The sequence below is a fragment of the uncultured Aquimarina sp. genome (assembly GCF_947492965.1).
Lineage (GTDB): Bacteria > Bacteroidota > Bacteroidia > Flavobacteriales > Flavobacteriaceae > Aquimarina.
Map to the genome: position 1 here is coordinate 185,572 of NZ_CANLOZ010000007.1, position 26,387 is coordinate 211,958.

The 26,387-nt window shown below is 33.0% G+C and carries 25 protein-coding genes; 14 read left to right on the plus strand and 11 right to left on the minus strand.

The genetic code is table 11. The annotated features are described in order from the left end of the window. Positions 1-131 precede the first annotated feature (131 nt). Positions 132-3,353, plus strand: a complete 3,222-nt coding sequence (locus Q1B37_RS18400) for a chondroitinase-B domain-containing protein (RefSeq protein WP_299901040.1) — start codon at positions 132-134, stop codon at positions 3,351-3,353. Positions 3,354-3,501: 148 nt separating this feature from the next. Here Q1B37_RS18400 and Q1B37_RS18405 read toward each other — a convergent pair whose 3' ends face one another. The 7 genes from Q1B37_RS18405 to Q1B37_RS18435 form a co-directional block, all read right to left on the minus strand. Continuing rightward, positions 3,502-3,804 (minus strand): hypothetical protein, encoded by a 303-nt coding sequence (locus tag Q1B37_RS18405; protein WP_299901043.1) that lies wholly within the window; start codon positions 3,802-3,804, stop codon positions 3,502-3,504. Positions 3,805-3,862: 58 nt separating this feature from the next. Continuing rightward, positions 3,863-4,366, minus strand: coding sequence for a GNAT family protein (locus tag Q1B37_RS18410; RefSeq protein WP_299901046.1), 504 nt, complete (start codon positions 4,364-4,366; stop codon positions 3,863-3,865). Positions 4,367-4,478: 112 nt separating this feature from the next. Beyond that, positions 4,479-4,883: a hypothetical protein gene (locus Q1B37_RS18415; protein ID WP_299608567.1), complete on the minus strand. Its 405-nt coding sequence runs from the start codon at positions 4,881-4,883 to the stop codon at positions 4,479-4,481. A 226-nt stretch (positions 4,884-5,109) separates the two neighbouring features. Next, complete coding sequence (locus tag Q1B37_RS18420) at positions 5,110-6,513, minus strand: TolC family protein (protein ID WP_299901048.1); 1,404 nt, start codon at positions 6,511-6,513, stop codon at positions 5,110-5,112. 3 nt (positions 6,514-6,516) lie between these two features. Further along, positions 6,517-7,869: a biotin/lipoyl-binding protein gene (locus tag Q1B37_RS18425; RefSeq protein WP_299608570.1), complete on the minus strand. Its 1,353-nt coding sequence runs from the start codon at positions 7,867-7,869 to the stop codon at positions 6,517-6,519. A gap of 7 nt (positions 7,870-7,876) precedes the next feature. Beyond that, positions 7,877-9,544 carry an ATP-binding cassette domain-containing protein gene (locus tag Q1B37_RS18430; RefSeq protein ID WP_299608573.1) on the minus strand — a complete coding sequence of 556 codons (1,668 nt, stop codon included), beginning with the start codon at positions 9,542-9,544 and terminating at the stop codon, positions 7,877-7,879. Then, entirely contained in the window at positions 9,537-10,223 is a 687-nt protein-coding gene (locus tag Q1B37_RS18435) for a TetR/AcrR family transcriptional regulator (RefSeq protein WP_299608576.1), read from the minus strand. Before Q1B37_RS18435 ends, Q1B37_RS18430 begins: the two co-directional genes overlap by 8 nt. 152 nt (positions 10,224-10,375) lie before the next feature. On the opposite strand from Q1B37_RS18435, the gene Q1B37_RS18440 reads away from it, so the two are divergent. Further along, positions 10,376-10,729, plus strand: a complete 354-nt coding sequence (locus tag Q1B37_RS18440; RefSeq protein ID WP_299608579.1) for a hypothetical protein — start codon at positions 10,376-10,378, stop codon at positions 10,727-10,729. 34 nt (positions 10,730-10,763) lie between these two features. Here Q1B37_RS18440 and Q1B37_RS18445 read toward each other — a convergent pair whose 3' ends face one another. Next, a complete protein-coding gene (locus Q1B37_RS18445; protein ID WP_299901051.1) occupies positions 10,764-11,123 on the minus strand; it encodes a hypothetical protein in 360 nt (119 codons plus the stop codon). Between the two features lie 111 nt (positions 11,124-11,234). On the opposite strand from Q1B37_RS18445, the gene Q1B37_RS18450 reads away from it, so the two are divergent. The 10 genes from Q1B37_RS18450 (at position 11,235) to Q1B37_RS18495 (ending at position 20,408) form a co-directional block, all read left to right on the plus strand. Then, entirely contained in the window at positions 11,235-11,501 is a 267-nt protein-coding gene (locus Q1B37_RS18450) for a recombinase family protein (protein WP_299901054.1), read from the plus strand. A 66-nt stretch (positions 11,502-11,567) separates the two neighbouring features. Continuing rightward, a complete protein-coding gene (locus Q1B37_RS18455; RefSeq protein WP_299901057.1) occupies positions 11,568-11,948 on the plus strand; it encodes a group III truncated hemoglobin in 381 nt (126 codons plus the stop codon). Positions 11,949-12,035: 87 nt separating this feature from the next. Beyond that, the gene (locus Q1B37_RS18460; protein WP_299901059.1) at positions 12,036-12,557 is read left to right on the plus strand and encodes a methyltransferase; all 522 of its coding nucleotides are present in this window, start codon (positions 12,036-12,038) and stop codon (positions 12,555-12,557) included. Positions 12,558-12,578: 21 nt separating this feature from the next. After that, positions 12,579-13,436: a glycosyltransferase family 2 protein gene (locus Q1B37_RS18465; protein ID WP_299901062.1), complete on the plus strand. Its 858-nt coding sequence runs from the start codon at positions 12,579-12,581 to the stop codon at positions 13,434-13,436. A 236-nt stretch (positions 13,437-13,672) separates the two neighbouring features. Further along, the gene (locus Q1B37_RS18470; RefSeq protein ID WP_299901065.1) at positions 13,673-15,976 is read left to right on the plus strand and encodes a chondroitinase-B domain-containing protein; all 2,304 of its coding nucleotides are present in this window, start codon (positions 13,673-13,675) and stop codon (positions 15,974-15,976) included. Between the two features lie 121 nt (positions 15,977-16,097). Next, positions 16,098-16,661 (plus strand): TetR/AcrR family transcriptional regulator, encoded by a 564-nt coding sequence (locus Q1B37_RS18475; RefSeq protein ID WP_299901068.1) that lies wholly within the window; start codon positions 16,098-16,100, stop codon positions 16,659-16,661. Between the two features lie 64 nt (positions 16,662-16,725). Beyond that, on the plus strand, positions 16,726-17,472 hold the full coding sequence (locus Q1B37_RS18480; protein ID WP_299901072.1) for an SDR family oxidoreductase: 747 nt from the start codon (positions 16,726-16,728) through the stop codon (positions 17,470-17,472). Positions 17,473-17,499: 27 nt separating this feature from the next. Beyond that, positions 17,500-17,796 (plus strand): carboxymuconolactone decarboxylase family protein, encoded by a 297-nt coding sequence (locus Q1B37_RS18485; protein WP_299901075.1) that lies wholly within the window; start codon positions 17,500-17,502, stop codon positions 17,794-17,796. A gap of 71 nt (positions 17,797-17,867) precedes the next feature. Then, entirely contained in the window at positions 17,868-18,917 is a 1,050-nt protein-coding gene (locus Q1B37_RS18490; RefSeq protein ID WP_299901078.1) for an NAD(P)/FAD-dependent oxidoreductase, read from the plus strand. Positions 18,918-19,022: 105 nt separating this feature from the next. Continuing rightward, complete coding sequence (locus tag Q1B37_RS18495; protein ID WP_299901081.1) at positions 19,023-20,408, plus strand: TlpA disulfide reductase family protein; 1,386 nt, start codon at positions 19,023-19,025, stop codon at positions 20,406-20,408. A gap of 69 nt (positions 20,409-20,477) precedes the next feature. On the opposite strand, the gene pafA is transcribed toward Q1B37_RS18495, so the two are convergent. Further along, a complete protein-coding gene (gene pafA / locus Q1B37_RS18500) occupies positions 20,478-22,148 on the minus strand; it encodes an alkaline phosphatase PafA (RefSeq protein ID WP_299901084.1) in 1,671 nt (556 codons plus the stop codon). A gap of 115 nt (positions 22,149-22,263) precedes the next feature. Between pafA and Q1B37_RS18505 the strand changes: the two genes are divergently transcribed. Further along, on the plus strand, positions 22,264-23,001 hold the full coding sequence (locus Q1B37_RS18505) for an ABC transporter permease (protein ID WP_299608611.1): 738 nt from the start codon (positions 22,264-22,266) through the stop codon (positions 22,999-23,001). Then, entirely contained in the window at positions 23,001-23,765 is a 765-nt protein-coding gene (locus Q1B37_RS18510; protein WP_299608614.1) for an ATP-binding cassette domain-containing protein, read from the plus strand. Before Q1B37_RS18505 ends, Q1B37_RS18510 begins: the two co-directional genes overlap by 1 nt. Positions 23,766-23,843: 78 nt before the next feature. On the opposite strand, the gene Q1B37_RS18515 is transcribed toward Q1B37_RS18510, so the two are convergent. Together Q1B37_RS18515 and Q1B37_RS18520 are read right to left on the minus strand one after the other, a co-directional pair. Next, positions 23,844-24,200, minus strand: coding sequence for a DoxX family protein (locus Q1B37_RS18515; protein ID WP_299901085.1), 357 nt, complete (start codon positions 24,198-24,200; stop codon positions 23,844-23,846). A 35-nt stretch (positions 24,201-24,235) separates the two neighbouring features. Beyond that, positions 24,236-26,374: a M1 family metallopeptidase gene (locus tag Q1B37_RS18520; RefSeq protein WP_299901087.1), complete on the minus strand. Its 2,139-nt coding sequence runs from the start codon at positions 26,372-26,374 to the stop codon at positions 24,236-24,238. Positions 26,375-26,387: the final 13 nt, after the last annotated feature.

Below are 26,387 nucleotides of genomic sequence, written 5' to 3' on the forward strand. Positions count from 1 at the left end.
GTTAACCAATTTGATTTATTTAAACAACAGTATTTTTTTCAAAGAACCCCCTTTTTTTTAAAAAACTCCCATATGAACTAACACCAACAAGCACTTCACAATAAAACAACTATCTATTTAACAAATATCACATGAAAAATCACAACTCTTATTATCTATCTAGCAAACAAAAAAAACACCTTGTAGCCATTTTACCTGTTGACAAAAGAAGGTTCAAAAAAATATTAATCATTCTTTTTCTATTTTCCTCGCATCTATTTGCGACGGAATACTTCATTAACTCTATCGATGAATTTAAAAATCTAAGTTTACTTCCTGGTGATATAGTAACCTGGAAAAACGGAACATATAATTCTGATGAAAGATTAGTTTTTAAAGCTAACGGAACTTCCTCCGATCCGATTATTTTAAGAGCTGAAACTCCAGGTGGAGTAATTTTTAATAATGGATTGCAGATGGATATTGCTGGAAACTTTCTGATTGTCGAAGGGTTTCATTGGAAAGGAGGTTACGGAGCTAGTAATTTCATACAGTTTAGAAATGGAACAACTTATGCCCAGAATTCCACTATTCAAAACTGTGTCATCGATGGTTTAGGCGTGGAACCTGGCGATGCTGCAGAAGCCGAACAAGATGGAGCTGTCGTAAAACATCGATGGGTAGTTTTATACGGTAACAATAACAATGTGCTGTATTGCTCTTTTCTAAACAAGTCTACCGCTGGAGCCCTAGTTTTAGTAGAACTAGAATACAATGCAGCAAATAATCGCTGTGATATTGTAGGACATACCATAAGTCATAATTATTTTTATAAATACGAAAAAATAGATCCTTCACTATCTAATTCTGGAGATAGTGAAACCATCCGAGTAGGAACTAGCGAATTTCAGAATGTAGATTGTAGAACCATCGTTAGCAATAACTATTTTGTTGAAGCAGATGGTGAAAATGAAATAATTACCAATAAAAGTGATAATAACACCTATCAGAACAATACTTTTAGACGATGTAGAGGATCTTTAACTCTACGTCACGGTTCTGGAGCGACAGTAAAAGACAATTATTTTCTAGGAGAAAATGTTGATGGAACAGGCGGAATTAGAATCGTAGATAGCGACCACGAAATAAGCAATAACTACATTCAGGATTGCATTACAGTAATTGATCAAGCAAAATGGAATAACGGAATTACATTCATGGGAGGCTCTACAAATTCTCAAGATAATTGCAACTCCTCAAGTGTATCTAATGGTTACCAAAAATCTGAAGATATTACCGTTTCTAATAATACCATAGTAAACACCAATGCTCCATTATTCTTTAACGGTGACAAAGGTACCAACGACAATACTGGGATTGTTTCTAATAATGTTATTTTCTTTTCCGATGGATCACCAAATACGACTGATGTTATTACTGAGGATGATAATGGTGATTTTTCGGCTATTGGCTCCTCTTTATCTTATTCTGGAAATGTATATAGCAATACAACTTTAGGAGCATCAATAAGCGGATTTTCGGCAACAAACTTATCTGTATCTACTAATGGAGAAATATTTACTATTTCGGGGACTAACGCTGGATCTTCTATCTCACAATCGCCATATAGTGATAATGATATTGCTGTAAATGTTGGTGCTTGTTTTGTAAATGCTAATGGCAATCCTTTAAATTCCTGTGACAACTCTACAACAGATGTATTAATTGTATCTTCTGTAGATAATTTTAATGCTAGTGCTAGCAGTAAAGAACTTACAATTACTTCTAATGTAAATTGGACGGTTTCTGACGACAGTTCTTGGATTTCGGTAAGCCCTACTTCTGGTATTAATAATGGAATTACCAACATTAGCGTAACAGCAAATTCGGAAACATCTTCAAGAACAGGTATTGTAACCGTGACTGGCGGTTCTATAACCAGAACAATTACCATTATCCAATCGGGCACAACATCTAATATTCCAGTAGATTCGGTGAGTATTGTTCCTATTGATAGTCCTATAGAAGTTGGAAGTACAACATTTATAACATCGATCATATCTCCTGCTAACGCCACTAATCAAAATATAACTTATTCTAGTAGTAATACAGCTATTGCCACTATCAATGCAGATGGACTTATCAATACCTTCAGTACAGGAGAAGCCACTATTACAGTAACAACAGAAGATGGTCAGTTTACAGATACCACTGTAATAACTGTAGTTCCTTTGACCTCTGGAACCAATTTAGCGTTAAACAAACCTGTGACTGCTACTGGAACACCAGATGGAGGTAATATTGCCTCTAATCTTGTTGATGGATCTACCAATTCACGTTGGTCCGTTAACGGTTTTCCGCAATCTTTTACAGTAGATCTTGGTGATATTTTTAGCATTCAGAAAACAGAATTGGTATTTTATCAAGATAGAGTATATCAATACTCTTTAGAAATCGCCACTGAATCTAATGGTTCTTTTACTGAAATAATTGACAGAAGAAATAATACCACACCAGGAACAATCTCCGCTCCTGTAACTGATATTATCTCTTCTATTGAGGCTCGCTATATTAGAGTTACTGTTGTTGGAGCATACGAATATTCTGGACCATGGATTAGTATATTAGAATTTAGAGCATTTGGCAACGCTATAGATATTCCAAATTGTACTTCTGGAAGCAACTTGAGTTTAGGTGGAAGCGTCTCTTCTTATAGCAATCAACAGACTACTAATCCTGCAAACAACATTATAGATGATAATACAGAAAACAGATGGTCTGCAGAAGGTTTTCCTCAAAATGTAGTAATAGATCTGGGAGATGAATACCCAGTTGGCGAAATTAATGTGTATCCTTATAATAATAGAGCCTATCAGTTTATTGTAGAAGGCTCTAGCAGTTCTGCGACTTCAGATTTTTCTGTGTTAACTGATGCTTCTAATAACACATCTGGTGGCGCTGTAATTCATAGAAGTTTTTCTACACAATCTGTACGATATGTAAAGCTTACCATTACTGGTGCCTCTGGCTATACCGGAAATTGGTCGTCGATCAGAGAATTCGAAATAATTTGTGCTGGCGCTAGTCAAAGTCTATCTAACAGAACGGGGGTTAATGAGATCATCAATGTTTCTATATACCCTAATCCTTTTTCAACAAACCTAACCATCGAACTACCTAATAATGGTACTGAAACCTTCAGTATACAACTTGTGGATGTATATGGTAGAGAAGTATATAAAACAGATAACATAAGATCTTCTAATAGTCTTAACGTACCCAAAAGCCTTCCTAACGGAATTTACTTTATAAGACTATTTAACTCGAACAACAAAATATTGAACACCAGTAAAGTAATAAAGAATTCTTATTAAAAGTATAAGATCATAATTTCATCGCTATATACAATGAAGGTTGAATTTTAAATTCAGTCTTCATTGTATTTTATAATATTTATAAAGTTTCCAGACGTGACTGTAAACAACGTTTTTGTAAGCAATAAAAACATATGTATTAAGATATTCATAAACGCTCACCTTTTACCAAAAAACTAGATTGGATAGAAGCTTCTTTGAGATGCAGAAACTCTTTTCTACGTTTGTCATTGGCAAAACTGATAAAATCCTCGTCAGAAGGGAATGATAAAAAATGAATCTCGTATGGTAATTCTTCTTGATACGATATAAAAGTTTCTTTTGTAGGTCGGATTCTATAAATAAGTTTCCCATTATATTCAATCAATAAAGGAATTGCCATATCTTCAAACTCATGAAAAATACTTTCTTTCCCTTCTTTTACATAAATTAACATGGTTAAATAGATCATGTTTAGATATAATTAAAAAACATTTATTTAAAAACTACCTCGAAACTAATAAACACATTTATTTAAGCTTAAAAAACCTATGTTCATCGTATAATTTTCCATTTTTAAAAATAGCATTTTTAAATATACCTTCTTTCTGAAATCCATTCTTTTTCAGTACTTTCATAGAAGCTTTATTGTAATCAAAAATAGCTGCATAGATCCTTTGTACATCTAAATCATTAAATCCATATTCGGTTATTAATCGTACTGCTCTAGTGGCAATTTTATTTCCCCAAAAGGGTTCTCCTATCCAATATCCAATCTCTGCTGATTTACGATATACATCTTGTTGTAGAATCACTCCTATGACGCCACAAAGTTCTCCTTGATAGACAATCCCAAAATTCTGTTTAGGATTTTCTTCTAGTGTTTGATTGATAAAATATTCGGCATCGTTTTCATCATACGGAAAAGGTATATAATCTCGTAAATTATCCCATATCTTCTTGTTATTAGCAAGCTTAGCTAATACAGATTTATCGGATATTTCTAAAGGTCTTAGCACAACATCTTGATCCATTCCTAAATGTTTTTAGAGCATGTTGATCAAAAATACGAATTACTATGATTTGAAAAATCAATCTACACCGACTTATAGATATGAAGATAACAATATGATTGGCATATGATAATTAATCTCCAATAGATTCAGAATATTGCAAGAACATATTACAACCTGCTACCGACCAAGCGTAGGTTTCTGCCAGTTCTCTTTCCTTACTATTTTCTGCAGCAGTTCCTTCTGCTACGCACACCTTACGAATTCGATCAATTGCTTTTACCATCAGCGTATATAATCGGTTATCTGATCTGGTAATTACTGGAGATTGGTTGGCGATTTCCAAATCATTTTTTATCGAAGCAATTTCACTACTTACCCCTACTTTCATTACTTGCATCATGGATACAAATCGAATTAATTCTGATAAAAATTTACTTGGCTTACAAAAGTATCCAGATCGAGCAGGATTGGGAATGGAATCTGCACTACTTTCACTTACAATTTGTGTAACCATCATAGAAAATGCGGTCGACATATTGAGTATTCTTTATAATTACTTTAATGGGGTGTTTTCCATCACTAAAAATACAGATCCTTGTTTTTTTTAAAAATAGGGGAATATACCCGTTTTTCTATTTTTTGCAATGATAGGGAATATTCCCATATTTTAATTATAAATAGCTCAATAATTCTAGAAAAAATCACCAACAAAAGATAACCCATTGATGCTCTACGATATACGGAACAGAAAAAGACAAAAATTATAAATTCTCTGGGTTTACCGCTAGATTTTTAAACAATTTAGCTTTAGTACTGAAGTATTTATTTTGCAATTTGTTTCGTTTTAACTCAGCGTCTATTAATTTACTTTCTCTGGAATTTATTAAAAAAACTGAGCTTTCGCCAAAACTAAACTTGCGCTCTTCCGCTCTTAAAAGCGTGGTATAATCATTTACGATATCAGCAATAAGTTGATTTTGCGTGGTAAAGGAATCCAATTCATTGGTAATTGCATTAACTTTATTTTCGATTTGTAATTGTACGCTAGCCAACTCATATTGACTATCCTGAATTTTGTACTTCGCTAACTTTACAGCTCCTCGTTCTTTGCGCAAAAACAAAGGAAACTCGAAAGTCACTCCTCCTTTATAGTCCGCATTATTAAACGAATTAGCAACTTCTGGTGACGGTGTTAAAAAATTGTATTCTAAATTGATTTTTGGTAACAATTTATTTGCTTTTAGTTTTCGATCCACTTCTAATCCTTCAATCTTGTAATTTAAAGATCTTAGCTTAGGATGATTTTCTAAATCCACTTCAGAAATCATAGCTTGTTGTATTTGCAGTGTCTGATCGATTACCGCGTCTACATCATTATCAGGTATAACATTAGGCTGTAACTCTATAGGAATATTATTTCCGATCCATAAAAAATTAGAAAGCTCTAAGGATGATTTCATCAGCTTCACTTTAGATTGTTCCAAGCTCAATTGGCGGTTCTGCACCGTAATTTTAGCTTCTACCGTATCTATAATGGCTTTATCACCTGCCAATGCACTTTTCTTTATTCCTTCAAAACGAGTTTGCGCATTGATTAGGAAATTTTGATAGATTTCTTTTTCGTTATAAGCCTCCAACCAGTTAAAATAGGCCAAGGACGCATTATACAAAATCTCATTCACCAAAATATCTCTATCTGCTTTAGTCTGATCTCTAAACAACCTCGCTTTTTTAAGGGCGGCCATACGCTCATTAATGAGCAATCCCTGAGCGATAGGTACTGAAATTCCCGCACTATACAGTCCTTCATCTGGTACTGTTCTTTCAGGATTTAGAAAGATTCCTTCATTCTGTTCAAAATTTGCTTTTAACTCAATCCCATACCACGTTGGCACTTTAAAAGTAGCATTTAGCAAATCATAATATTCCGAACCTTTAAAATCTTTACGATCGTAATCAACTTCGATCTTGGGATCAAAACCTCCTCTTGACTTTAACAAGTTTGCTTCACCTACACTAATTGTTAGTTCCGCTTGCTTCGCAATAGGATGATGTTTCTTTACAAATCCTAAGTACTCCTGGAAATTAAGAATTAAAGGATCTTGCTCTTGCGAAAACAATGTTGCTGAGACAAAAAGAAAACTGAGTAACAAAAATTTGTTCATAGATTATTTTTTTGCTGTAGTGGCTACTTTATCTTCTGGCTGATAATAATTAGGAGGAAAACCATTTAATTGTCTCCAAAGCTCGAACCAAATAGGTACATCTTCTAATAAGGCAATGGTATTGGCTCCAGAACCTACCCGTATTCCATCAGGCCAAGCATGATCATTGGTATCTGGTGATATTAAAACTCTATACTTTCCGTTAGGACTTATAAAGGTTTCTACGGCTACAATTTTTCCTCCGTAGGTACCGTAAGAAACATTGGGCCATCCACTAAATATAATAGCCGGCCAACCGTCGAATTGTATCCTAACTTCCTCTCCAAGATGAACTAAGGGTAAATCAATTGGCCTTACGAAAGTTTCTACAGCCAAATCATAATCCGAAGGCATAATCCCTACCAATCGATCTCCTTCTTTAAATGTTTCTCCGATTCCTGATTGAATGGCTTTATTAATATACCCATTTTGAGGTGCTTTAATGTAATAAAGGCCATTTCTAATCTCATAATTGGTATACTCGTTCTCCAGTTTTGTCACCTGCGCTTCAGCATCAAACTGACTGGATTGTGCTGTAAAACGATCACTCTGAGATTTTGAAATCTTCTCAGCATACTCTGCCTGAATTCTGTTCATCTCGATCTGTGCATTGATCACATCATTCTTACTAGCTAGTAATTTGTTCTCTTGAGAAATTAATTTTGCCTGTGTCTCCTGAAGTTTTAGTCGTTTAGTTTCTACATCAGTAAGGGATTTTAAACCTTCATTCTCTAATTGTAGCGTACGGTTATATTGTCTCTCTGCAATACTAATATTCGTCTTAGCTGCTTCAAGATCTATACTATCACTCTTAACTTTTAATCTAGACTGTAGTAGTTTATTATTGGCCTGCTTTAATTTTAAAGCTCGTTCTTGTGTAAGCGCCGTTACCTGATTTCCTAGTGCCTTTACTTTTTCTTCATAAGAAGTAACGGCCATAGATTTCGCTTTGATCTGCTTTCCAGTTCTCTCTACCAGATTTGGATCAAAATACTCATTCTTAATTTCAGAAATTCGTAAAATAGTATCTCCTTTTTTTACAAAATCTCCTTCTTTTACATACCATTCTTCTATTCGACCTGGAATAGGTGATTGGATTGTTTGTGGCCTTTGATCTGGCGTTAATGTGGTAACATAACCAGTTCCCGAAATATTCTGCGTCCAAGGAAAAAATAAAATTATAAATACTATAATCGTAAAAGCTAATAAGAATCTATTAAAGTACTTATAATGGTCTTTCCCAAATACTTTCTGTGATGCTTTATACCCTAAAATATCAACAGTTTTATTCAATTTTTTATTTGAAATATTTAACATGACTCTTTTACTTTTCACTAATTATTTTACCATTATCCACTGTAATCACTCTACCACATCTTGAGATCCATTTCGTATTCTCACTTACAACCACTAGTGCCCAAGGGTTTTCAGGATCTACCAGAAAGTCCATAATTCTGGTTGCTTCGGCTTCATTAAACTGATCTAAAGGATCTTTCAGTATTAATAATTTTGGTTTCGTAACGATCCCACGAGCTAATACTATTTTCTTAGCTACCGTAAACGGTATTTGTTTACCCTCTGGATATAACATAGTTAATAATCCTTTAGGCTGTTCTTTTACAAATTGTAGCAAACCTACTTTTTCCAAAGCCCAGTATACTTGCTCGCTAGAGATATTTGGATCTCCAAAAGTGATATTTTCTAAAATGGTTCCTTCAAAAGGAGATTCCTCAATCAAAGATTGCCCTATATATCCACGATAGTAGTTGAGATTCACTCCTTTTAGCGAAATATTATTGATATAAATACTTCCATTATCTGGTTCTATTAATCCGGCAATCAATCGCAAAAGTGTTGATTTGCCTGAACCATTAGGTCCTTGAATTAGAATGGTGCAACTCTCTGTAATTTTTAATGAAATATCATCGATAATTTTTTTATCTCGATCTGGGACTGCATAAGAAACATGGTCTAACTCGATCTCAAATCCTTCATCATCTTTAAAAGGTTTTTCGCCTTCTTGAGGTTCTAATTCTTTGTCTACAACTTGACCTATCTTTTCTAGAGAAGTTAAAACATCATAAAAAGATTCTAATCCTACGATCAACTTTTCGACGGAACTTATCACTAAAATGATAATGATTTCCGCTGCAACGAATTGTCCTATATTCATTTGCTGATTTAATACCAGTACTCCACCAATAAGCAGCAGACCAGCCGTTACCAATACTTTAAAACCTATCATCTGAATAAATTGGAGTACTAAAATTCGGAAATGGCTCTCTCGAGAATCCAAATAATCCGCCACCAGATTATCATTCTTACTAAGCGCTAAACTTGTTCTTCCTGATAATTTGAAACTTACTATAGACCTAGCGACTTCTTGTATCCAATGTGCTACTTTGTATTTACTTTTGGATTCACTTAAACTTGTTTCCAATCCTTTTGTAGCAGTATACTTAAATACAATATAAATTAGCACCAATAGTAGTAATCCGTATATAATAAAAAACGGATGGTAAAAGGATAGTAATAAAAGCCCAAATACAATCTGTACCAATGCTGTTGGGAAATCAACCAAAATTTTAGATAATCCTTTTTGTATGGTTAGTGTATCAAAAAATCTATTCGCTAATTCGGGCGGATAGTAATTTCGTAACTCACTCATTTTTATTTTTGGAAATCTATACGTAAACTCAAATGAGGCTCTTGTAAAGATTTTTTGCTGCACATTTTCTATAATACGTATTTGCATAAACTGCAGTATTCCCACAAACAGCACACCAGCTGTTACCAAAATCACAAGAATCACCCAAGATGTACTCACCTGAGCTCCTTGCAACAAATTGATAATCGCCTGAATACCCAAAGGAAGCGATAAACTTACCAATCCAGCAAAAATTGCATAATAAAAAATCTGTAGAATATCTCTTTTGTCCAGCTTTAGTAACCCCATAAGACGTTGCCAAGCGGTAAGAATATTTTTAGCCATTAGTTGTGTGATTTAATGAATTAAATACTAAGTCGATAAAATAGGTTGTAGGGGTGATTTGGTCATCACAATCTGTTAATGACGAAAAATGATCTCTTAAAAAATGCTGATGTAAAGCACCTTCAGCTACAGTACTCGCTAAACTTGTAGGGTAACGATAGGTATTATCCACCTCTATGATCATATCTTTAATACGATTAATTAGTCTTTTATAAATAGAGAAATATCCTTCTTTATTTTCATTATCGACTTCTTTCGTTAGATACGATTTTGAATATTCGTTAATAACAATTTTATTAAGCAGTACTTCATTGATATGCGAAAATGCAGAATCCTCTTTAGTAGCTCTTGTAATAATTTCAATTGCTTTGGTTAGTTTTTCTTTGGCGTCTGAAATACTATTCGTAGTAAAGACCAACTGATATTCTAACCAACCCCAATACCACGAAGTAAGATACAATAAGAGTTTATGCTTGTTCTCGAAATATCTATAGATAGAGCTTTCATTAGAGCCAATCTTTGCTCCTAGTTTTTTGAAGGTAAAACTATCAAACCCTATATCATTTATTAAAAGAATACTGAACTCCACAATCTTCTTACCTAAATCAGAAGATTCTGGATCTTTTAAATATATATTATTGTTGATATTTACTTTTAAGTCTTGAAGTATGTATTTCATAAGTAAAACTATTTGACACAAAATTAATAGTATTACTATCATATTATAATATATTAACTATTATTTAACCATAGTTTATGTTTTAGTGTTAACCTAAATACCTGTAAATTTATACTATACATTTCTCAATTATTAACTCAATACGTATAAACATGAAAAAATTAATTTTCCTTGCATGTCTTTCTATAGGCATACTGCAAGCTCAAGACTCGAACAAACTAAATTCCGAAACCGTGACGGTGGGAGACGTTATTACCATTGGGGCACCTTCTGGAAACACTTATCAACACATTTTATTTCCAAAAACTAACTTTATCATAAAAAGAGGAGGAAACCCAAATTACAAGAAAATCAAAGGATTACAGGTAACCGTAACCGAAAGAGCAGAAAAAAAATCGAAGACCGTTATTACTGTAAAAAGAAAAGACGGAAAGAAATTTTTTAATAGTTTAAATACAGTAAATATAGATCTTGAAGAGGCTATAAAAACGAAAGAAATTTATTAAAAATGAGTGCTAAAAATCCTTTACAATTCTCACTCTAACGATCAAAATTGTTAGTAATCTCAGCAAGTTTTTCTCTAATATCTTTATCATCAAGATATTGGAGTAAAACTTGTTTAAACAAATCACTTTTACCATATAAAGCCGCAGATTCTTGCATCATCTGCCCTTCTTTTAGCATATCTCCTTCTCCAGTAATCAGCCAAACTGGATTAATTTCTGTATACAATTGTATAATTTTTTCTATAAAATCACCACCAATATTACTATCCGCGGATTGTAATCTGTGTAAATAACCCGCGCTTGCCCCTATAGAAAGGCTAAAACTTCTTAAACTAATGCCTAAATGTGCTGCAAATAGGATAACTCTATCTAAAATTTTATCTTTTTTATCCAAAATATTGACTATTATTTGTGTATATCCAATATTTTATATAATATTGTATACCAAAACGATAACATTATATTCACAAAGATACTTATACCAAAAACATTAGCCAACTTATTTATGATCACACAAGAGGAGCGTGCTGCAATTCTAAAGGTTATTGGAAGTAAGCACGTAAAAAAAATACAAGCATATTTAAATCAAAACAAAATCTATAACCCTAATAAAAAAGAATATTCAAAAACTAGTATATCCTATATTCTCTCTGGCGAACGAGAAAATGAAGTTGTTGAGAATGCCATTTTTGCATTTGCACATCAAAAAATGATCGAAAAAGAAAAACAACAAGAACTAAGAGATTTAATCGTATCCAAACAAAAAATGTAGCCCAAAACCATCATTCTTGTCCATATACCTTGTAATTTTGTTCTTTTTAAGTAAATCAGGGTATTTTTGGACAAGAGTTTTATTAATGATATAACAAGTCGCGAGGATATTGAATATATCCTTTGGGAGTTTTATCGGCGAGCTATTAAAAACCACAAAATTGGTGTTTTCTTCACAGAAATTGCTCAAATCAATCTAGAAGATCACATACCCCATATCACTGATTTCTGGGAACAACAGTTATTCTATACTGGAAGTTATAAAAAAAACGTCTTACAAATTCATCAAAACTTAAACTCAAAAAAGACAATGCAAAAAATTGATTTTGATACGTGGATGGATTTATTTACAAGTGTTATAGATCAAAGCTTTAAAGGCGAAAAAGCCAATCTTATGAAAACAAGAGCGCTATCAATTGCTACAGTGATTCAATTAAAAATCAATTGATTCGTAACAAATTTGCCACAAACAACATCTGGATCTTGCTAAATGTCTATTTTTACATCCAATAGTAAGATTATAATCAGAAAGTAGATGTACGAAGGAACTTTTCCTCACAAGAGATACAAAGAAACACTAGAATTCTTAAGAGCGCATGTAACTGCTCCTGCTACGATACTGGATCTGGGAGTTCCCAATCCGTTTGTAGAATTCATGGAAAAAGAGGGTTATACAGTAAGCAATACATCTGGAGAAGATCTTGATCTAGAAACAAAAGCAGTAATGACCAGTGAAGCCGAAGTGGTTACTGCTTTCGAAATTTTCGAACACCTCATCGCTCCTTTCAATGTTTTAAGAGATATTAAAGCCAACAAATTAGTTGCTTCCATACCATTAAAACTCTGGTTTTCTCCAGCCTATAGAAGTAAAACAGATCCTTGGGATCGACATTATCATGAGTTTGAAGATTGGCAATTCGATTGGTTACTAGAAAAAGCTGGTTGGGAGATAAAAGCCAAAAAGAAATGGACACATCCTATTAAAAAAATTGGTTTTAGACCTTTACTAAGGTATTTTACACCACGATATTATATTGTATACGCAGAACGGAAATAGATTTTATCAATTCGGATACTTTTGAACATCTATATTGTCATACCAGCACATAACGAAGAACTTTTGATTGGTCAAACCTTAACATCATTAGTAAACCAAACAGTTCTTCCAAAAAAGATAGTCGTAGTAGACGACAATTCTACCGATGGCACCTCTGCTAAAGTTCAAAAATTTATAGATAAACACCCTTATATTTCTTTAGTAAATACCAACTCCTCTACAGATCATATGCCAGGAAGCAAAGTCGTCAATGCTTTTTATCAGGGTTTTAAAACTTTAGACAGTAACTACGATATCATTTCTAAATTTGATGCTGATCTTATTTTTCCCAAAAATTATTTGGAAACTCTCATTGCTAATTTTAAAAACAATCACAAAACAGGGATGTTCGGAGGTTTTTGTTATATCCAAAAAAACGATGCATGGGTTTTGGAAAACTTAACCAACAAAGATCATATCCGAGGTGCATTAAAATCATATCGAAAAGCTTGTTTTGATGCTATTGGAGGATTAAAACCCGCAATGGGTTGGGATACTATAGATGAGCTCCTAGCACAGTACCATAATTGGGAAATAAAGACCGACACATCCTTACACGTAAAGCACTTAAAACCTACAGGTAACACTTATAATCCAAAGGCCAAATACAAACAAGGTGAAGCTTTTTACAGAATGCGCTATGGCTTTATCATTACATTAATTGCTTCTATAAAATTGGCTTTATTAAAAAAGAAACCAAAACTAATTATTGATTATATCAGAGGTTTTTTAAATGCAAAAAATGCACAGCAACCATTTCTGGTATCTGCTTCGGAAGGAACATTTATTCGAAAACTAAGATGGAAAAAAATGCTTAGTAAAATTTCAAAATCTACATAACTCCCCACTAGCCGATAGATCTTATTTTACTATTACTTAAACCATATGAAAGGTCTTAAGATGTAGTTCTGTTTTTTCATTTTTTTAAGTTAAAATATCATCTAACTTGGTAGTTATAAAAATTAAAACTAAATTGCCTTCACACACACAATTTTAGGTATCCACTTCTACCGAAGCATTGAACAATTATAGTGTTTAGTGGGAAATGTTTAGTACGAATATTTCAAAAAAAACAAATGAAAAAAAGTGGATTCTACGGTTATTTAATGGCAATGCTTCTGGTTATCAATTCTTGTTCTGAAATGAACAAAACCAAAGCTTCTAATGACGACCAAACCGTAACCAATGTTAAAGAATTTAATGCAACCATTGTAAGTGCAAAACCTGGAGATGAGATCGTTTTAAAGAATGGTATCTGGCAAGACGCCCAATTAGTTATCTCTGCCGAAGGAACAGAAGAAAAACCTATTATCGTTAGCGCAGAAGAAAAAGGCAAGGTAATTTTTTCTGGTAATACTTCTATAAAAATAAGTGGACAACATTTAATTTTAAAAGGATTTGTTTTTACAGATGGTTTTACCAAAGAAGATGCTCTAATAAGTTTCAAAACAGATGATGGTAAATTGGCTAATCATTGCAGATTAACAGAAATTGCAATCGATCATTTTAATCCAGAAAATAGATTTGACAAATCTGAATGGATACATCTACATGGTCAGCATAATAGAGTGGATCATAGTTATTTTGGAGGAAAACTAAACGCAGGAGTTACCTTAGTTGTTCGATTAAACAATAAAAATAGTCTTGAGAATCACCACCAGATTGATCATAACTATTTTGGCTATAGACCTAATCTTGGGTCAAACGGAGGAGAAACGCTAAGAGTAGGTGTCTCTACATATTCCTTGAGTGCATCCAGAACGATCATAGAAAATAACTATTTCGAACAGTGTGATGGTGAAGTAGAAATTGTTTCTCTAAAATCTAGTGATAATATTGTTAGAAATAATGTGTTTTATGAGTCTGCGGGCGTATTAGCGCTTAGACACGGAAATAGAAATCTAATTGAAAATAATTTCTTTATCGGAAATAATAAACCGGGAACAGGTGGTGTTCGTGTTATCAATGCAGGACACACGATAAAAAATAATCATTTTCAAGAACTAAAGGGAAAACGTTTCTTTGGAGCTTTACCCATTATGAATGGAGTTCCTAACTCTTTAATAAATAGATACCATAAAGCAGAAAACACAGATATTGTAGGGAATAAATTTCTAAAGTGTGATCATATTCAGTTTGGAGTTGGAGCCGATAATGAGAGAACGGATCCTCCAATAGATATAAGATTTACAAATAACATCTTTTACCATCCCAATAGAAAACAGGTATTCGAGGCAATTTCTGAATATGGTACATTTACCTTTTCTGAAAATCAAGTAGTTTCTTCGGATAAAACATTTAACCATAAAGGTTTTCAAACAACGAATCTAGAGTTTACTAAAGATCCAGACGATGGCTTATTAAAAAGCACATCTTACCAACCTAAACTTCCTTTTACCAAAAAAGAAGTAGGTCCTACTTGGTATACTCCTCAAAAAAAATACTATCAGATAGTCAATAAAAATTCCAACGCTGTACAAATATCAGGAAATGAAAATGATGTTTTGTTCCAAGCCATTAAAAGTGCTTCTTCTGGGGATACGATCCGTTTAAAACCAGGAACATATACATTTTCTAAACCGTTGATATTGGATAAGTCCATTGTTCTTATCAATTCTGACAGTAAAACACCGACAGTATTTACCTACGACAAAAATGAATTTCAAAAACCATTGATTATTATTGATAACGGCGGAAGTCTTTCTGTAGATGGTGTTATTTTCGATGGGGCTTCTGAAAATGGTATTGCGCAATCTGCAATTACAACTTCTTCAAAACCAATGATTGCTCATTATAAACTAAAGGTAAACAACTGCGAATTCAAGAATTTCGATGCAAGTAGAAAAACAGCATTTAGAGCTCATAAAAATACGTATGCAGATACTATTGTTTTTAAGAATTCCATTTTTCATAATATTTCTGGTAATGCAATTAGTTTGGATGGTGAAAATGAAAATAGAGGTCGCTATAATGCGGAATATATCAAAATAGATAATTGTCATTTTAGTAAAGTAATGGGTAATGCAATATCCTTATTACGAATGGGTAATGATGAGAGTACAACTGGTCCTTTTTTAGAATTAAAAAACTCAACTTTTGTAAATGTTAACAACAAGGATCTAGGAAGTGTGGTACTGTTATGGGGCGTTCAAAAACTAAATATGGATAATTTGGTTTTTGTCAATTCAGGAAAAGGAGGGCGAGCAATAAAATATGAAGATCCAGGATGGGCTATTAGCACAATAGACCATATTAGCTTAATTAATTCTGGACGTATAGAATCTTTTGGAGATCGAACAGGACCTAACATCCAAAGAATAAACACCAACGACCCATTAACTTTTACACCAAAATATAAAGGATATACAACATTGGATTAAGGCTTCATTTTTTTTGAATTCTTTTATTCACTAAAACTTTTACCAAGTGTAAAACTTGTTAATCAAATCACAAAAGTAGACAAGTCTGTCTACTTTTGTGATTTTTTTATATATTTGTACCATGAGACACTCAAAAGTTAGGGATCATATCGTAACAACTGCTTCTAATTTATTCTATAGTAAAGGATATAATCTTACTGGAATCAATGAGATTATAAAAGAAGCTGGCATTGCCAAAGCTACGTTGTATAATCACTTCCCTTCTAAAGAGGATATATGTATCGCATACTTGCAATCCAAAAATGTCACTTTTACAAAAGATATCAATGCATTTGTAAATCAGGCAGCTCCAGGTAAAGATCGTATCTACGCACTATTTGAATTTTTAAAGTTGTTTTTTGACCAAAAAGACTTTAATGGATGTTGGTGTCTAAATACCTATACGGAAATGCCAAAAGAAAATGAAACTGTACGAGAAGAGATTCAGCAACAAAAGAATGATTTTATAGACTTCATTAAAGAATTGATTGTAGAAAATCATAGTCAAGAATCTGATAATGAAAATATGATATTAGCCAGAAAGGTTTATTTACTATATGAAGGAGCCATTTCAGAAAGCAAACTACATCAAAACACTTGGCCTATTGAAGCTTCGTTATCGCTATGTAAAAAAATTCTAGAATAAAAAAATTTGAATACGCAAAGACAGACTTGTCTGTCTAATTATTAATTAAACTAAATATAATACAATGACACAATTTAAAGACAAAGTAGCACTAGTAATTGGTGGAACAAGTGGAATCGGAAAAGCAACAGTAAAATCATTAATTAATGGTGGTGCTACAGTACATGTGGTAGGAAGAAATACTTCTAAGATTGCGGATGGGGAAAATATCATTAAGCATCAGGTAGATATTACTAACAAGAATAACGTAGAACAATTACGAACTGCTATTGGTAATTTAGATCGTTTGGATTATTTAGTAAATGCTTCCGGTATTTTTGGACCAAAAGCATTTTTAGATCATACGGTAGAGGATTACGATTCATATCAAGATTTAAACAGAGGATTCTTTTTTATCACGCAATCCGCTGCTCAAAAAATGAAAGAAAATAATACCGGATCTATCGTAAATGTAGGTTCTATGTGGGCAAAACAAGCCGTAAAAGCTACACCTTCTTCTGCCTACTCAATGCAAAAAGCAGGATTACATTCTTTAACACAGCATCTGGCCATGGAACTTGCGGATCATGGTATCCGAGTAAATGCAGTATCTCCTGCAGTGGTAGAAACTCCAGTTTATAATGGTGTTTTTGGAGGTGCTGACGAAGCTAAAAAAGCACTAGTAGGATTTAACAACTTTCATCCGATTGGAAGAAATGGTACTGCACAGGATGTAGCTAATAGCATCACTTTCCTTTTATCAGATCAAGCATCTTGGGTAACAGGGGCTATTTGGGATACTGATGGAGGTGTAATCGCAGGAAGAAACTAAACCTCTAAAAAGATAGCTATGTATGATATGAACCACCTAAAAAAATTAGGTACATTAGGGAAGAATGCATCAGAAGCTATGAAAGCTTTTCAGGCTTTTGACAGCATTGCATTACAAGAAGGAGCAATTCCAATGAAATATAAAGAACTCATGGCAGTTGCTGTAGCGCTTACTACACAATGCCCATATTGTTTAGAAATTCATAAAAAGAATGCTATTAAGGCAGGTGCCACGCAGGAAGAATTGGCGGAAGCGACTTTTATTTCTGCTGCATTACGAGCAGGAGCCGCAGTTGTTCACGGCACACATTTAATGGATAATTAAACTCATAATTAGATTTTAGTAGTAAAACTCCTATTTTTAGGAGTTTTACTCTTTTACTTTTACACCACAAAATGAAAACAGAAGTACTTATCATAGGTGCTGGACTCACCGGTTTATTATTAGCTTACAGGTTAAAAAACATTGGTGTTCCTGTTAAGGTTTTAGAAGCCAATCATAGAGTTGGAGGAAGAATACTAACTATAAACTCTGCAAAAAACACTCCAATAGAAATGGGTGCCACTTGGTTCGGAAACCACCATCAAAGACTACTACAATTATTAGAAGAATTGGAAATACCAATTTTTGAGCAATTTATGGAAGGAATTGCTCTTTTTGAACCGCTTTCTACAGCTCCTCCACAAAAAATTCAATTACCTACGAATCAACAACCCAGTTATAGAATTCAGCATGGAACTAGCACTATTATTCATAAACTCTCATCTTTTCTGGACAACACAGAATTACTTGTTAACGAGAAAGTAACAAACATCGAATATGAGCATAATAAGTTCTCTATAAAAACAGAACGCAACACCTATTTCTGCGATAAAGTTGTCTCTACACTCCCGCCAAGGCTTCTAGCAAATTCAATTGAAATACATCCGCCACTACCAATAGAGCTGTACACTATCGCAAACAAAACTCACACATGGATGGGAGAATCTATTAAATTTGGGATTTCATACACAAAGCCATTTTGGAAAGAAAAAAAATATTCTGGTACTGTTTTTAGCAATGTTGGCCCCATTACAGAACTATATGACCACTCTAATGTAGAAAATGATCGTTTTGCTTTAAAAGGATTCTTGCTAAATGAGATGTGCAAATATTCAAAAGAGGAGAGAATTTCTAAAGTATTTAACCAATTACAAAAATTATTCGGAGATGATGCGTTGAATTACTTATCATATGAAGATATGTTATGGAGAAATGAGATTTATACATTTTTTCCTTCATCAGATTTTATTTTTCCACACCAAAATAATGGACATTCATATTATCAACAAGGATATTTAAATAACTGTTTATTCATCGGAGGAACAGAAACGTCTCCAATACATGGAGGATATATGGAAGGTGCAGTTCATAGTGCCGAATCTATTTACAAACAATTAATTTGAATTCCATACCTTTAGGAAATAAAATCCAAAGAATTTAATTTATATCAATTGAATAATTCTACAATGATTCCATCTCATCAGTAAAACCATAAATATCCATAATAGATGAAAACTAAAATATTATTTACTCTTATTACCACATTCTTACTAGCTTCTTGTTCAAAAGAAAAAACTACACCTATAGAATATGTCATTTTTTCAGGAAAAGTAGTTAATAAAAATGCAGATAAACTTTCGGTTCGAGGAAATGATTTCACTAAAAAAATAGACATCCAAGAGGACGGAACTTTTATGGATACCTTGGATATTACTAAAAATGGATACTATCGCTTTTCTATTGGTTCAGAATCATCTGAAATTTATCTAAAAAAAGGAGAAGACCTTACTTTATCTATTGATACAAAGGAATTTGATGAATCCATACAATACACAGGAAAAGCCGCTAATGTTAATAGTTATCTTGCTACCAAATATCTTGTAAAAGAAAAATTTGAAGAAACTGAAGGTCAAAGAGATACTTTAAACAATTCAAATCCCGTCGATTTTAAACAAAAAATTCTTTCTCATAAAAATGAGCTTTCTGGCTTACTTACTAATAGTAAAATAAATGATACCGCTTTTATTAGTGAGCAACAAAAATATAATCATTATGATTATTTATTTCACATCAATTTTTACCTGTATTATAATCCATCAACACTAAGCAAATCAGATTCAATAACTACTAATTCTTTAGAAAAAGAATTAAATAGTATTGATCTCACCAATGAAAGTGATTTTAAAACTTCAAATGCATACAGATTTCTAGTTTCTTCCAATTATGGTAGAGAAAAAAGAAAACAATCTTTTAAAGACAGTATCCCTTATTATGATGCTTTTATTGATGGTTTATCTGATGTTAAAAACGACTATATAAGAAATAGTCTTATGGATGAAATGACATGGTATATCTCAGCAGGAAATCCAGAGTCTGAAAAAATATACAAGGCTTTAATGGCAAAGTCAACTGACACAGCTTTTCAAAGAAGAATTACAGAAAGTTTTAATAAAATCAAGTTGCTAACAAAAGGAAATGACTCTCCTACTTTCGATTATGAAAACTACAACGGTGGTTCTACAAAACTTGCAGACTTAAAAGATCATTATGTATATATCGATGTATGGGCAACTTGGTGTAAACCCTGTATAGCAGAAATACCCTCATTAAAAAAACTTGAAAAAGAGTATGATGAGAAAATCAAGTTTGTTAGTATTTCTGTAGACAACAAACGAGATCATGATGCTTGGAAGACTATGATAAAAGAAAAAGAACTTTCAGGAATTCAACTATTTGCTGATAATAGTTGGAGTTCGAAGTTTATCAGAGACTATGATGTCCAAGGTATTCCAAGATTTATTCTTATTGACAAAGAAGGTAAAATTGTAAATGCGGATGCTCCAAGGCCTTCAGACCCTAGATTGGTTACGCTTTTTAAGGAATTAAATTTATGATAAATACACACTATTCTAAAAAACAAACCCCTTATTATCAAACATAATAAGGGGTTTTAGTAGTATTTCTTATTTTTCATCCAGTACAAAAGACAATACATCTCCAGTAGCTCCATTAGGAAAAGTAATGCCTAACAAAGCGGAAATGGTGGGTGCTATATCTGGAATAGTCGTTTTTTGCGTAGTGCTTCCTTGTTTAATTCCTTTTCCCATAAATAATAATGGTGCATGTGTATCATAGTTTAGGCCACTTCCATGGGTAGAACCTGTTCTAGAATATGCAATCGTAGAAGGATTCAACACATATACTACATCACCACTTCTCTTCTGGTTATATCCCTTTTGAATCAGTGCAGCAATACCTTCGGTAAATGTTCCTGTTTGCAATTGCTCTCTAGTAAAGACCTTATCAATCTGATCATACTGTAATATATGATGCGCTACTGCTTTTTGTAATTCCTGTGCATCAATATTGTTTTTCTCTAACACATCATACGCAAAAAATACCTGATCATTAGCTACTTTCTCTATTAACCCTTTTACTTTAAAGGTTTTCTTGGTGAATTCCATAATACTGGTTGCTATTTCAACCATATCAAAATAACCAGAAGGTATATTTACTTTTTGTAGATATGAAGGTACATGCACAGCACCATGATCTGCGGTTAAGAAAACCGTGTAGTTTCCTTTTCCAACTTTAGCATCCAATGTTGTAAAAAAGCGCTCTAAATCTTTGTCTAATCGCAAGTACGTGTCTTGAATCTCCTTAGAATTTACTCCAAAATTATGCCCAACATAATCTGTGCTAGAAAAACTAAGCGTAAGTACATCTGTAATATTATCAGCTCCCAGCGACTCTCCATCCAACGCGGCAATTGCAAAATCTGTCGTTAGGCTATTTCCAAATGCAGATCCTTTGATAATATCATACCCTGCATTTTGATCTTTAAGTTGTGCTAAATCATAAGGAAACGTGGCTTTTTCTTTTCCTTTAAAACCTCTTTCAAAATCATTTTCATCATCACCGCTTTCTTCATAAGTTGAAATATCGTACAAAGTATTCCATTCCTTTAAGTAAGATGCTGCGACATCTGAATTATTAAATTTTTCTACCCATTCTGGTAGGTCATCTCTATAATATGTGCTCGTAATCCATTTTCCTTCATCCTTTCCTCTAAACCAATACGCACCATTTGCTGAATGACCCGCTGGTAAAATTGCTCCTCGATCTTTTATGGCAATACCAATACTTTTTCCTTTTAGTTGGGTATGTAACCTGTTTTGATCTGCAAATGTGGTAGTTTTCATTCTACGAGGAGACATCCTTTCCAACTCACTATCCGAACCTACCGCTCTTACCAAAGAATCACTTGCGCAATACACCATCGCTTTTCCAAATTTATCATACCAATTATTGGAAATAATACCATGATTTTGCGGAGTAGTACCTGTAAATACCGAAGCATGTCCAGGACCTGTATACGTAGGAATATAATTAAAATGATTATTTTTACAATTAAATCCTTCTTTCACCATTCTTTTAAAACCTCCTTCTCCAAAGCGATCATAAAATCGAGTTAAATAATCATATCGCATTTGATCTACAACAATACCAACGACCAATTTTGGACGTACAGAAATTGCTTGATCAGAATTAACAGCTACCACATTCGTTTCTTTTGTGTTGCATTGAATGGTGATAACTAACAAAATTATACCTAAAAAAATCTTCCTTATCATTTCTTGTTCTCGTTTGGATGACAAAAATACCATATCCACAAAAGTAAAACTTTAATAGAAGGTTAAATGCTGTCGATATTTTTTTTTCTATTTTAGCCCTTCTAACGAAGAGTTTATGTTTTATCTCGACGATATAGGTCGCTATTTTTTAATGTTAAGAGGTGTTTTTAGTCGAATGACTAAAGGGTCTGTACTTAAAAATTTGATTTTCAAAGAAATTAATGACCTTATTCTTGGGTCTTTAGGAATTACAGTGTTTTTAGCATTCTTTATCGGAGCGGTAGTTGCGATTCAAACTGCACTAAATCTTACCAATCCTTTGATTCCGAAACAGCTCATTGGTTTTGCATCTAGACAATCGGTAATACTGGAATTTGCTCCTACTTTTTTATCCGTGATTATGGCTGGTAAAGTGGGTTCATATATCACTTCTAGCATTGGTACTATGAGAGTTACCGAACAAATTGACGCTTTGGAGGTAATGGGAATTAATTCTCTAAACTACTTAGTTTTCCCAAAGGTTATCGCGATGTTTATGTACCCATTTGTAATTGCCATTGCTATGTTTGTCGGGATATTCGGAGCGTATATCGCAGGTGTTTATGGAGGTTTTGTATCTGGTACCGAATTTTTAGCAGGACTTAGAGAAGAGTTCATTCCATATCATTTGGTATATGCTTTTATAAAAACAACCATTTTTGCTTTCTTATTAGCAACGATTCCTTCTTTTCATGGATATTATATGAAAGGTGGTGCCTTAGGTGTGGGAAAAGCCAGTACATCCGCATTCGTATGGACAACAGTAGTAATTATTATCGCTAATTATGTACTAACTCAATTATTATTAAGCTAATGATAGAAGTAAAAGACATACATAAAGGGTTTAATGGAGAAGAAATTTTAAAAGGAATTACTACTACCTTCGAACGAGGAAAAACCAATCTCATTATTGGTACTAGTGGAAGTGGTAAAACAGTTTTCTTAAAATGCATGCTTGGTTTGTTTACTCCAGAGCAAGGAAGCATTTGTTATGATGGCGCAACTTATTCTGAGTTAAACGAGCAACAGCAAAGAGATCTGAGAGAGCAAATGGGAATGGTTTTTCAGGGGAGTGCATTATTTGATTCTATGACGGTAGAAGAAAATGTAATGTTTCCTTTGATGATGTTTACAAAACAAAAAAAGGAAGAAATGCTGGTACGTGTAAACGAGGTATTAGCACGTGTAAATCTAGAAAATGCGAATAACAAACTTCCTTCGGAAATTAGTGGTGGTATGCAGAAACGTGTTGCGATTGCAAGAGCGATTGTAACTAGACCAAAATACTTATTTTGCGATGAGCCAAACTCTGGCCTGGATCCTAGAACAGCAATCGTTATTGACAACCTCATCAAGGAGATTACTGAAGAAAATGACATTACTACCATCATTAATACACATGATATGAATTCTGTGATGGAAATTGGAGAAAAGATTGTCTTCCTACGATATGGTCATTTAGAATGGGAAGGTGATAAAAGTCAAATTTTCCGAACGGATAACGAAGCCGTTACCGAGTTTGTATACTCTTCTAACCTATTCAAAAAAGTTAGAGACGCACAATTAAAAGGATTGTAACAACAACTCAAATAAGAGTTACTCTCGTTTACTTTGCTAATAACAACTCTTTAAAGTGTCGATTTTAAAAACTAAAATTTATATTTTTAGAATTTTATGCAAATACATATGAGAAAGTATCAGCAACCCAATAAAAACTATATTTATTAACGAGATGAATATAGAGTCTTTATGAGCAATATGTGCAACGATTGCGGTTATAAAGAATAATCCAATACCTGCATATGCCCATTCCTTTATCTGAAGCGGAACTTGTGGAATTATTAATATAAGGATTGCTAGTATCTTAAGTATCGCTAATTGTATTCTGAAAAAATCTGGGAATCCCAACTCTTTAACACCATCAATGGTAGCTTTGCTAAACATATAAGAATATGAACTCCACAATAAAAACAGAGCAATTAGCGAAGTAGATATCCAGTATATTAATTTCATCCGATTTTTAGATTTTCAGAAAACAAGCAATTATATCATTTCTTAATTCCTTTAAGCTTTAAATTATATTTTGGATACTCAAGTTCAATTTCGTCCCTACCTGATACATCCTCTAGATATTTTAAAACTCCTGTTTTGTCCGAAGTATTAAAATTAACTGAATCTTTAGGAATAAGAATTGTATTTAGCCATACCCAAGAATTCGAATAAATAACTAAAGCCTCATTTTCTTTTGCAATGCTCAATTCTATATTATAATCTTCTACATAATAATTACCAACGATTGAACTCTTTACTCCCTTTTCTTCATAACTATCTTTTAAAGGAGGGAAAAAATTATCTGTTTCATTAAAATCAGGAAAATCTGAATTCAAAACTATTGATTCTACTTGGTCATGATTTGGAATTGGAATAGCATAGGTTCTATTATCATTTTTCCAGACAGAAAAATCTATAATTTTAGAGTAGCTTTTTTTTGAATTTTTATAGACTACGTCAATACTTATTGGTATTGGTTTATATCCTACTTTCTCTACAATTAATTTTCCTTCATCAAATGATTTGATTCCTACATCAGGATATCCCATTTCAAAATACCAAGGTTTCCAGAAAAAACTTAAATCCTCTCCACTAACATTTTCAAATGTATTAAAGAAATCATATGGTGTTGGTGACTTCTTTGCCCATCTCTTTACATAAGAATTAAAACATTTGAAAAACTTTTCTTCTCCTAAATATTGATATAGCAAAGCGTAAGTAAGCGAAGGCAAACTATAGGCTTGATATCCGTAACTATCACCAGTGTATTGAGAAGACGTTACCGTTGGTAAATCTCCAATAGTACCTAAGGTACCCTGTGTCACTAATTTAAAACGAGAGTAAAAAGAATTAGATTTATCTTCATTGAAGAATTTATGAATCACTAAATTCTCCATAAAGTCCGCCCAACCTTCATCCATCCATGCAAATCGTCTCTCGTTTATTCTAACATACATTGGAAAATACATATGAAACAACTCATGAACAGTAACCGGCACCCCAGAACCACCATTATTAGCCATCATCGGAAATTCCATACCACTTCCAGAATATCTAAGACCGATGAATGTTGAAAAAACAGGATAAGGATAAGGAATACCAGGAACATCTTCAGAAAAGTGCTTCATTGCCTTTTGCTGAATAGAAGTGAGTTTCTTGTGTTTTTCAACCTCATCTTTAGGAAACGCAGAATTAATTAGTATATCTTTCCCAGCAACATTTACCGAAGCTGCATGCCATAAATAATGATCACTCATCGCAAAAGCAAAGTCTGTAACTTCCTTTGCTGTAAAATTCCAAGTATTATATTTTAGTTTTAATCCTTCTAGATCTTTCTCATTAACAACCTCTATTACCTCTTTAGATTCTTTTGCTTTTAAAAATTTTTTGTAAATATTGTTAGGCAATACCTTTTCACCATTCTCTAACGTACCAGTAGCCCAAACTAGAAAATTATCTGGAACAGTAATATTTACATCAAAATCAGATAGGTTGTTATAAAATTCAGTATCTAAAGTATAATCTAGCCTATCCCAACCAAAAATATCATCATAAACGGATACTTGTGGATACCAATATCCTACAAAAAAAGAAGTATCATCTTTTGCTCCTGTTCTATCAAGAGTTAACGTAACTTTTTGTTGCCATTCAAATTCCAGCTTTAAATCTTGACCTGACTTTAAAGGTTCTCTTAGTCTAACAGTCAAATTGGTGCCATATCTTTTGATATTATCACTATTAGCAAGATCATAATTAACTCCATCAACGATAATCGTTTTCAGTTCTACACCTTCTCCTATATCTTTCGGGTTTACACGTGAATCTCTTTTATTTCCTTTTTTAAATACATCATAATATAAACGTATAACCATTTCAGATAATTCATCAGGGCTATTATTGGTAAAATTCACAATTTCATTCCCTTCCACTATTCTTGTCTCTGGAAATACCCTAACGTTTATTTTATAATCAACAGAATTTTGCCAATATTTTTTTCCGGGTTTACCATCAACAGATCTCGTCTGATTTTTATAAGCTTTTTGTATTTCCCTCGGTATATGTAAATTACTTTGAGAATAGACTATTGAAATCGTACATAAAGTAAGTAAGACACTTATTATTTTAGGTCTAATCATTTTGAAAGCTTAA